Source organism: Kineococcus glutinatus (assembly GCF_039542765.1).
Taxonomy (GTDB): Bacteria; Actinomycetota; Actinomycetes; order Actinomycetales; family Kineococcaceae; genus Kineococcus_A; species Kineococcus_A glutinatus.
Genome location: NZ_BAABIL010000136.1, coordinates 1 through 8,220, shown reverse-complemented (window position 1 = coordinate 8,220; position 8,220 = coordinate 1). Strand labels below are relative to the sequence as shown.

The following is an 8,220-nucleotide window of genomic DNA, read 5'->3' as shown; positions in this document are numbered from 1 at the left end:
CGTCGAGGCGCTGCGCGGTGCCCCGCGCGCTGGCGTCCGCCGTCACGGTCGCTCCCGGTGCTCGGTGCCGACGGTCCATCGGCGAGGATGGGGCGCAGTGCCCGCGCCCGCTCCCATCGTCGCACCGCGGCGAGCGGGCGGGCGCCGCGGTGCGAGGACCGGCACGAGCGGCAGGGAGAGGAGCAGCGGTGACGGAGAGGCTGCGGCTGATGGCCGTGCACGCCCACCCCGACGACGAGTCGAGCAAGGGCGCCGCCTCGATGGCGAGGTACGCCGCCGAGGGCGTGGAGGTGCTCGTGGTCACCTGCACGGGCGGTGAGCGCGGCGACGTGCTCAACCCGCGCCTGCAGCACAAGCCCGAGCTGCTGCGCGACATGGTCGAGTACCGCCGCAGGGAGATGGCCGAGGCCGCCCGCATCCTCGGGGTGCGCCAGACGTGGCTGGGCTTCGTCGACTCCGGGCTGCCCGAGGGCGACCCCCTGCCGCCGCTGCCCGCCGGCTGCTTCGCGCTGGAGCCGCTGCACGTGCCCACCGAGGCGCTGGTGCGGGTCGTGCGGGAGTTCCGCCCCCACGTCATGACGACGTACGACCCCTCCGGCGGCTACCCGCACCCGGACCACATCCGCTGCCACGAGGTGAGCCTGGCCGCCTTCCACGCCGCGGCCGACCCGGCGCGCTTCCCCTCGGAGGGCCCGGCGTGGCGCACCTCCAAGCTCTACTACCACGCCACGTTCTCCCGGCACCGGATCCTCGCCTTCCACGAGGCGCTCCTGCAGCGCGGCGGCGAGTCGCCGTTCGCGGAGTGGATCAAGCGCATGGAGGAGTGGGACCCCGGTGCCCGCGCGGAGCTGGAGATCACCACCCGGGTCGAGTGCGCCGACTTCTTCGAGACCCGCGACCGCGCCCTCATCGCGCACGCCACGCAGATCGACCCGGACGGCTTCTTCTTCAAGGTGCCGCTGGACCTGCAGCGCGAGATCTGGCCGACCGAGGACTACTCGCTGGCCTTCTCGCACGTGGAGAGCGCGCTGCCGGAGGACGACCTGTTCGCCGGGCTGCGCAGCCTGGCCGCGTCGTGAGGTCCTTGCTGCTGCTGGCGGCCTCGCCGATCCCCAGCCCGACCCCCGTCCCGACGTCCCCGCCGGACGAGCTCGTCACCCCGGGCGTGCCGGGGTTCCTCATGCTCTTCTTCCTCGGCGTGGCGGTCATCGTGCTCGCGACGAGCATGGTGCGCCGGGTGCGCCGGGTGAACTACCGCGCCGCGCTGGCGGAGCGGGCCGCGCAGGAGCGGGCCGCCCAGGAGGGTGCCGGGCAGGGGGACGCCGGGCGGGGGGACACCGACCGGGACGGGTGAGCGGCCACCGCGCGCAGCGGTGCTGCCCTCAGCCGACGGCGGTGGTGCGCTGCTGGACCGGCAGGTCCAGGTGGTGCTGCGCGGCGGCCAGCACCGCCACCACGTCGCGGGCGTACGCGGCGTCCAGCGGGTGCGGGCTGCCCGTCGCGGCGGCCGCGCGCAGCTGGTCCACCGCCCGGGCGAACCCCTCCTGCGGGGTGCCGGCGAAGCGGGGCAGCTCGTGCCGGCCGCCCGGGCCCCACACGCTCAGCCACGAGCCGCCCGCCCCCGCCGGCGCGGTGAGGGTCAGCGACAGCGCGCTGCCCGCCCCGCCCCGGTGCTCCAGCGCCACGTTCACCGCGTCGCGCACCCCGCGGGCCGCCGCGACCCGCTCCACCGGCGGCAGCAGCGACAGCACCAGCGACAGCGCGTGCGGGCCGCAGTCCCACAGCCCGCCCCACTCCCGCCGCCACGCCGACCCCCCGTACGGGCTGCCCGGGGCGTCGATCGTGCCGCCCCACCGCGCCAGCGCCCCCTCCCACGGGCCGTGCTCGGCGGCCAGCGCCGCCATCCGCGCCAGCCACCCGGTGATGTCCGGCTGGAACAGGTACGTGGCGTACAGCACGGAGGCGACCCCCGTCTCCCGGGTGGCGGCCAGCACGTCGTCGGCCGCCGCGACGTCCAGGGCCAGCGGCTTGTCCAGGATCAGGTGCCTGCCGGCGCGGGCGGCGCGCGCGGCCAGCGGGGCCTGCACGTCCGGCGGCAGCGCGATCGTCACGGCGTCCACCGCGCCCAGCAGCTCGTCCACGTCCGCGAACGCGGCGCCGCCGACCCGTTGCGCGGCCGCCCGGGCCCTGGCGCCGTCGCGGCCCCAGAAGCCGACGAGCTCGACGTCCGGGTGGTCGGCCAGCGCGCGGCCGTGGCAGGTCTCGGCCCAGAAGCCGGTGCCGAGGACGCCGAACCTGCGGGGAGCGCTCATGCGCACATCCTGCCGGGGCGGGGGTGCGCCCGGGGCGGGGGTGGCCCCGCGCAGCTGACGCGCGGGCGCACCCCCGCACCCTGTGCCAGCGTGGGCGCGTGCCCAACCGACTCGCCGGTTCCACCAGCCCCTACCTGCTGCAGCACGCCGACAACCCCGTCGACTGGTGGGAGTGGGGCCCGGAGGCGTTCGCCGAGGCGCGCCGCCGCGACGTGCCGCTGCTGGTGTCCACCGGTTACGCCGCCTGCCACTGGTGCCACGTCATGGCGCACGAGTCGTTCGAGGACCCCGCCACCGCCGAGCAGATGAACCGCGACTTCGTCTGCGTCAAGGTCGACCGCGAGGAGCGCCCCGACGTCGACGCCGTCCACATGGAGGCCACCACCGCGCTCACCGGGCAGGGCGGCTGGCCGATGACGACGTTCTGCACCCCCGAGGGCCGCATCTTCTACGCCGGCACGTACTTCCCGCCCACCCCGCACCCGCAGCGGCCCTCGTTCCCGCAGGTGCTCACCGCCGTGGCGCAGGCGTGGCGGGAGCGGCGGGAGGAGGTGGAGCGCTCCGGCGCGGGCATCGCCGGGGCCCTCGGCGAGCGCGGGGTGCAGCTGCCGGCCGGGGCGGCGGCGCCGGGGGCGGAGCGGCTGGTGCACGCGGTGCGGGTGCTGGCCGCGGAGGAGGACCGCGAGCACGGCGGCTTCGGGGGCGCGCCGAAGTTCCCGCCGTCGATGGTGCTGGAATTCCTGCTGCGCCACGCCGCCCGGACGGGCTCGGTCGGCGCGATCCAGCTGGCGCAGCGGACCCTGCGCGCGATGGCGGCCGGCGGCATCCACGACCAGGTCGCGGGCGGCTTCGCGCGCTACGCCGTGGACGCCGCCTGGGTGGTGCCGCACTTCGAGAAGATGCTCTACGACAACGCCCTGCTGGCCCGCGCCTACCTGCACGCCTGGCGCCTGACCCGCGCGCCGCTGTTCCGCCGCGTCGCGGGGAGCACCTGCGACTGGCTGCTGGCGGAGCTGCGCACCCCGCAGGGCGCGTTCGCCTCCTCCCTGGACGCCGACACCCCGGTGCCCGGGCCGGACGGCGCGGTGCACGCCCACGAGGGCGCCACCTACGTGTGGACCCCGGACCAGCTGGTGGACGTGCTGGGGCCCGACGACGGGGCGTGGGCCGCGGAGCTGCTGCGGGTGACGGCCGGGGGCACCTTCGAGCACGGCACGTCCACGCTGCAGCTGGGCCGCGACGTCGACTCCGGCCCGGACGCCGGGCGGTGGGCGCGCGTCCGCCCGCTGCTGGCCGCGGCCCGGGCGCGGCGGCCGCAGCCGACCCGCGACGACAAGGTGGTCGCGGCGTGGAACGGGCTGGCGATCGCGGCGCTGGCCGAGGCGGGGGTGCTGCTGGCGCGCCCGGACCTGCTGGACACAGCCCGCACCGCCGCCGCGCACGTGGTCCAGGTGCACCTGGAGGGCACCGCCGACGGCTGGCTGCGGCGGGCCTCGCGCGACGGGGTGGTGGGTGAGCCCGCGGGGGTGCTGGAGGACCACGGCGACCTCGCGGAGGGGCTGCTGGCGCTGCACGCGGCCACGGGGGAGCGGCGCTGGTTCGACGTGGCCCGCCGGCTGTGCGACGCGGTGCTGGAGCACTTCGCCGCGCCCGGCGGCGGGTTCTACGACGTGGCGGCGCACCGTGCCGACCCCGGGCTGCTCGCCGCCCGTGGTGGTGGGAGCCGCCCGCAGGACCCCACGGACGGGGCGACGCCCTCGGGGTGGAGCGCGGCGGCGGGCGCGCTGCTGACGCTGGGCCGGCTGACCGGCGAGGCCCGCTACGGCGAGGCCGCCGAGGCGGCGCTGGCGGTGGTGGACGCCCTCGCCGAGCGGGCCCCGCGCTTCGCCGGCTGGGGGCTGGCGGTGGCGGAGGCGCTGCTGGGCGTGCCGGCGGAGGTGGCGGTCGTGGGGGCGGCGGGCGATCCGGCGGCCGACGCCCTGCACGCGGTGGCGCTGGCGGGCACGGCCCCCGGCCTGGTGGTGACCCGGGGGGAGCCCGGCGGCGCGGAGCCGGCGCTGCTGCGCGACCGGGGCCTGGTGGGGGGTGCGGCGGCGGCCTACGTCTGCCGGGGTTTCGTGTGCGAGGCGCCGGTGACGCAGCCGGCCGCGCTGGCGGCAGCGGTGGGCGCCCGGCTGGACTGACCCGGCCGTGGGGCGCCCGTCTCCGGGTTCGGGCGTCCCGGGAGGGTCGTCAGGCGCCCGTACCCGGAGACGGGCGCCGGAGGAGGGGGCTGGCGTCAGGCCGCCGCGGCGCCGGCGTACGTCGCCAGCGACACCCCGACGTAGTGCGCGGCGAAGCCGACGACGGTGAGCGCGTGGAAGACCTCGTGGAAGCCGAACCAGCGCGGGCTGGGGTCCGGTCGCTTCGTGCCGTACACCACGGCGCCGGCGGTGTAGGCCAGCCCCCCGGCCAGCAGCAGCACGGTGGCGGCCACCCCGCCGGTGTGCAGGAAGTCCCCGACGTAGCCGACCGCCACCCACCCGAGCGCCGCGTACACGGGCGTGTAGAGCCAGCGCGGCGCGCCCACCCACAGCACCCGGAACGCCACCCCGGCCAGCGCGCCGACCCAGACGAACGTCAGCAGGGTGCGCGCCTGCCCCTCGGGCAGCATCGTCACGGCGAACGGGGTGTAGGTGCCGGCGATGATGAGGAAGATGTTGCTGTGGTCCAGCCGGCGCAGCACGGCGGCCGCCCGCGGTGACCAGGTGCCCCGGTGGTAGAGGGCGCTGGTGCCGAAGAGCAGGGCCGCGGTGACGGCGAAGACTGCGGCCGCCCAGCGCCGCGGGCCCTCGGGGGCGAGGCAGACGAGGACGGTGCCCGCGACGAGCGCGGCCGGGAACGTGCCCGCGTGCAGCCAGCCGCGCAGCTTGGGCTTGACGGCGGCGACGGCGGCTGCTGCTGCGGACTCGGCGCTCATGGCCCGAGGCTACGGGGCGCCGCTGTGGGCGGGCGCGGATCCGCCGCGTCCGGGTGACGGGCGCCGGGATGTAGCGTGAGCCGCGATGCGCCTCCGCGACCTGCTCTACCGCGCGTACGGGCGCCGGCTCGGGGCTTCCCTGGACCCCGCCGTGCTGCCCCGGCACGTCGCGATCATCCTGGACGGCAACCGCCGCTGGGCGAAGGCGTTCGGCGCCTCCAGCGCGCACGGTCACCGCGCGGGCGCGGACAAGGTGCTGGAGTTCCTCGGCTGGTGCGACGACGTGGGCGTCGAGGTGGTCACGCTCTACCTGCTGTCCACGGACAACCTCAACCGCCCGCCGGCGGAGCTGGCCCCGCTCATCGGGATCATCGAGGACACCGTCTCCCGGGTGGCCGCGACGGGCCGCTGGCGGGTGCACCCGGTGGGGGCCCTGGACCTGCTGCCGGCGGGCACGGCCGCCCACCTGGCGGAGGTGGCGCGCTCGACGGCGGGCAACGACGGCTACCTCGTCAACGTCGCCGTCGGGTACGGCGGCCGCCGGGAGATCGCCGACGCCGTGCGCTCGCTGCTCAACGAGCACGCCGCGATGGGCACCTCCATCGAGCAGCTGGCCGAGGTCCTCACGGTGGACCACATCGCCGACCACCTCTACACCCGGGGCCAGCCGGACCCCGACCTGGTGATCCGCACCTCGGGGGAGCAGCGGCTGTCGGGCTTCCTGCTCTGGCAGAGCGCCCACAGCGAGTTCCACTTCTGCGAGGTGCTGTGGCCGGACTTCCGCCGGGTGGACTTCCTGCGCGCCCTGCGCTCGTACGCCCAGCGGGAGCGCCGCTACGGCAGCTGAGCACGGCGGGCGCGGCGGACCGGTGCGGCCGCGGGCGCCCGACACGCCGTGGGGCCGTCCGGGCGGAACGCTCGGCAGCGGGGGTGGTGCTGCCGTAGCGTCGGCCCCGCCAGGCGGCGTCGGCCGCCGGCTCGGGAGGGTGGCGTGGTCGCAGCGGTGCCGGGCCGGACGGCCCCTCCCCGCGCGCGCCGCGCGCCGGACCCGGTCCACCGCTGAGGGGACCGGGCTGGGCCCGGTCCCGACGAGGGGAGACACCCGTGTCGACCGACGCCACGTCCGCCAAGGCCCCGCGCGACGCCAGCACGTCCCCCAGCACCGCCGAGGCGGGGGGCGATCGCCGCACCTTCGTCCTCGACACCTCGGTCCTCCTGGCCGACCCCGGCGCCCTGGAGCGCTTCGCCGAGCACGAGGTGGTGCTGCCGGTGATCGTCGTGGGGGAGCTGGAGGGCAAGCGCCACCACCCCGAGCTGGGGTACTTCGCCCGCGAGGCGCTGCGCCGGCTGGACGACCTGCGGGTGCTGCACGGCAGGTTGGACGCCCCGGTGCCGATCGGCGCCGAGGGCGGTTCGCTGCGGGTGGAGCTCAACCACTCGGACACGTCCTCGCTGCCGGCGGGGCTGCGGCTGGGCAGCGGCACGAACGACACCCGCATCCTGGCGGTGGCCCGCTCGCTGGCCGACGAGGGCCGGGACGTCACCGTGGTCTCCAAGGACCTGCCGCTGCGGGTGAAGGCGGCGGCGGTGGGGCTGGCGGCGGAGGAGTACCGGGTGGGCCCGGCGGTGGACTCCGGCTGGACGGGTGTGGCGGAGCTGTCGGCCAGCGCCGAGCAGGTCGGGGAGCTGTACGAGACGCAGCGGCTGGAGCACGACGAGGCGCGGCAGCTGCCGTGCAACACCGGAGTGGTGCTGTCCTCCCCGCGGGGTTCGGCGCTGGCGCGGGTGACGACGGACAAGCAGCTGCGCCTGGTGCGCGGGGACCGCGACGCGTTCGGCCTGCACGGGCGCAGCGCGGAGCAGCGCATCGCGATCGACCTGCTGCTTGACCCGGAGGTGGGCATCGTCTCCCTCGGCGGACGGGCGGGGACGGGCAAGTCGGCGCTGGCGCTGTGCGCGGGCCTGGAGGCGGTCCTGGAGCGGCGCCAGCACCGCAAGGTCGTCGTCTTCCGGCCCCTGTACGCGGTGGGCGGGCAGGAGCTGGGCTACCTGCCGGGCACCGAGGCGGAGAAGATGAACCCGTGGGGCCAGGCGGTCTTCGACACCCTCGAGGCGCTGGTGAGCCCGGAGGTCGTGGAGGAGGTCGTCGACCGCGAGGTGCTGGAGGTGCTGCCGCTCACGCACATCCGCGGCCGCTCGCTGCACGACGCCTTCGTGATCGTCGACGAGGCGCAGTCGCTGGAGCGCAACGTGCTGCTGACGGTGCTCTCCCGCATCGGTCAGGGCAGCCGGGTGGTGCTGACGCACGACGTCGCCCAGCGCGACAACCTGCGGGTGGGCCGCCACGACGGGATCGCCGCGGTGATCGAGGCGTTGAAGGGGCACCCGCTGTTCGCCCACGTCACGCTGACCCGTTCGGAGCGTTCGCCGGTGGCGGCGCTGGTGACGGAGCTGCTGGGTGGGTTGGAGGTCTGACCCGTCAGCACCGCAGGCGACCGGAAAGATCGCCAAACCACCGATGCCAGCGCGACACGTGTGATAAATCGCACAAAAGTCGACGTTGTGTTGCTGAAGTGTTGTCGGAGAGTGACCAAACGGTGTGCGCGAGTTTGAGGCACCCCGCTCGCCTTGGCACCGTGTCGATCCGACAGCACCCCCGCTGAGGGGCCCGCTCCTCCCCGGGGTGGGCCTCGCGCGGGAGCGCGGTCGGTCCTCGGCCGGCCGCACCGCGGGACCGCCACGGCCCCGCCGCCCACCGCGCCGACCGGCGCGGCGAGCGGCGCGGCCGGTTCCGGCAGGGGGTGGACGGCGAGCACCGGTCGTGGCCGGGGCGACGAGGAAGGTCCTCCTTGGCGCTCCCCACCTCCCCGCGGCACGTCCCCCGGCACCGCGCGCTGCCCGACCCGGCGCGGCGCCGCCGGCGCGCCGGGCGGCTCGCGTCCCCCGCCG

At 76.7% G+C, this 8,220-nt stretch carries 7 protein-coding genes; 5 read left to right on the top strand and 2 right to left on the bottom strand.

What is annotated here, in order from left to right; all coding sequences use genetic code 11:
* The first annotated feature begins 188 nt into the window (after window positions 1-188).
* Window positions 189-1,079, top strand: coding sequence for a mycothiol conjugate amidase Mca (gene mca, locus ABEB16_RS06120; protein ID WP_345711373.1), 891 nt, complete (start codon window positions 189-191; stop codon window positions 1,077-1,079).
* Window positions 1,076-1,354, top strand: a complete 279-nt coding sequence (locus ABEB16_RS06115) for a hypothetical protein (RefSeq protein WP_345711372.1) — start codon at window positions 1,076-1,078, stop codon at window positions 1,352-1,354. The genes mca and ABEB16_RS06115 overlap by 4 nt, the downstream gene beginning before the upstream one ends.
* A 28-nt stretch (window positions 1,355-1,382) precedes the next feature.
* Here the strand turns inward: ABEB16_RS06115 and ABEB16_RS06110 are convergent, their stop codons facing one another.
* On the bottom strand, window positions 1,383-2,312 hold the full coding sequence (locus ABEB16_RS06110; protein ID WP_345711371.1) for a Gfo/Idh/MocA family protein: 930 nt from the start codon (window positions 2,310-2,312) through the stop codon (window positions 1,383-1,385).
* A 98-nt stretch (window positions 2,313-2,410) separates the two neighbouring features.
* On the opposite strand from ABEB16_RS06110, the gene ABEB16_RS06105 reads away from it, so the two are divergent.
* Window positions 2,411-4,495, top strand: a complete 2,085-nt coding sequence (locus ABEB16_RS06105; RefSeq protein ID WP_345711370.1) for a thioredoxin domain-containing protein — start codon at window positions 2,411-2,413, stop codon at window positions 4,493-4,495.
* 95 nt (window positions 4,496-4,590) lie between these two features.
* Here the strand turns inward: ABEB16_RS06105 and trhA are convergent, their stop codons facing one another.
* Window positions 4,591-5,271: a PAQR family membrane homeostasis protein TrhA gene (trhA, locus tag ABEB16_RS06100; protein WP_345711369.1), complete on the bottom strand. Its 681-nt coding sequence runs from the start codon at window positions 5,269-5,271 to the stop codon at window positions 4,591-4,593.
* 85 nt (window positions 5,272-5,356) lie between these two features.
* Between trhA and ABEB16_RS06095 the strand changes: the two genes are divergently transcribed.
* Both ABEB16_RS06095 and phoH2 read left to right on the top strand, forming a co-directional pair.
* Window positions 5,357-6,118: an isoprenyl transferase gene (locus tag ABEB16_RS06095; RefSeq protein ID WP_345711368.1), complete on the top strand. Its 762-nt coding sequence runs from the start codon at window positions 5,357-5,359 to the stop codon at window positions 6,116-6,118.
* 257 nt (window positions 6,119-6,375) lie between these two features.
* Window positions 6,376-7,746: an RNA 5'-3' helicase PhoH2 gene (gene phoH2 / locus ABEB16_RS06090; RefSeq protein WP_345711367.1), complete on the top strand. Its 1,371-nt coding sequence runs from the start codon at window positions 6,376-6,378 to the stop codon at window positions 7,744-7,746.
* Window positions 7,747-8,220: the final 474 nt, after the last annotated feature.

What these genes read in the sequence shown, in the direction of transcription:
- ABEB16_RS06110 (WP_345711371.1), bottom strand. Translation starts at nt 2,312, where the DNA reads ATGAGCGCTCCCCGCAGGTTCGGCGTCCTCGGCACCGGCTTCTGGGCC.
- trhA (WP_345711369.1), bottom strand. Translation starts at nt 5,271, where the DNA reads ATGAGCGCCGAGTCCGCAGCAGCAGCCGCCGTCGCCGCCGTCAAGCCC.
- ABEB16_RS06095 (WP_345711368.1), top strand. Translation starts at nt 5,357, where the DNA reads ATGCGCCTCCGCGACCTGCTCTACCGCGCGTACGGGCGCCGGCTCGGG.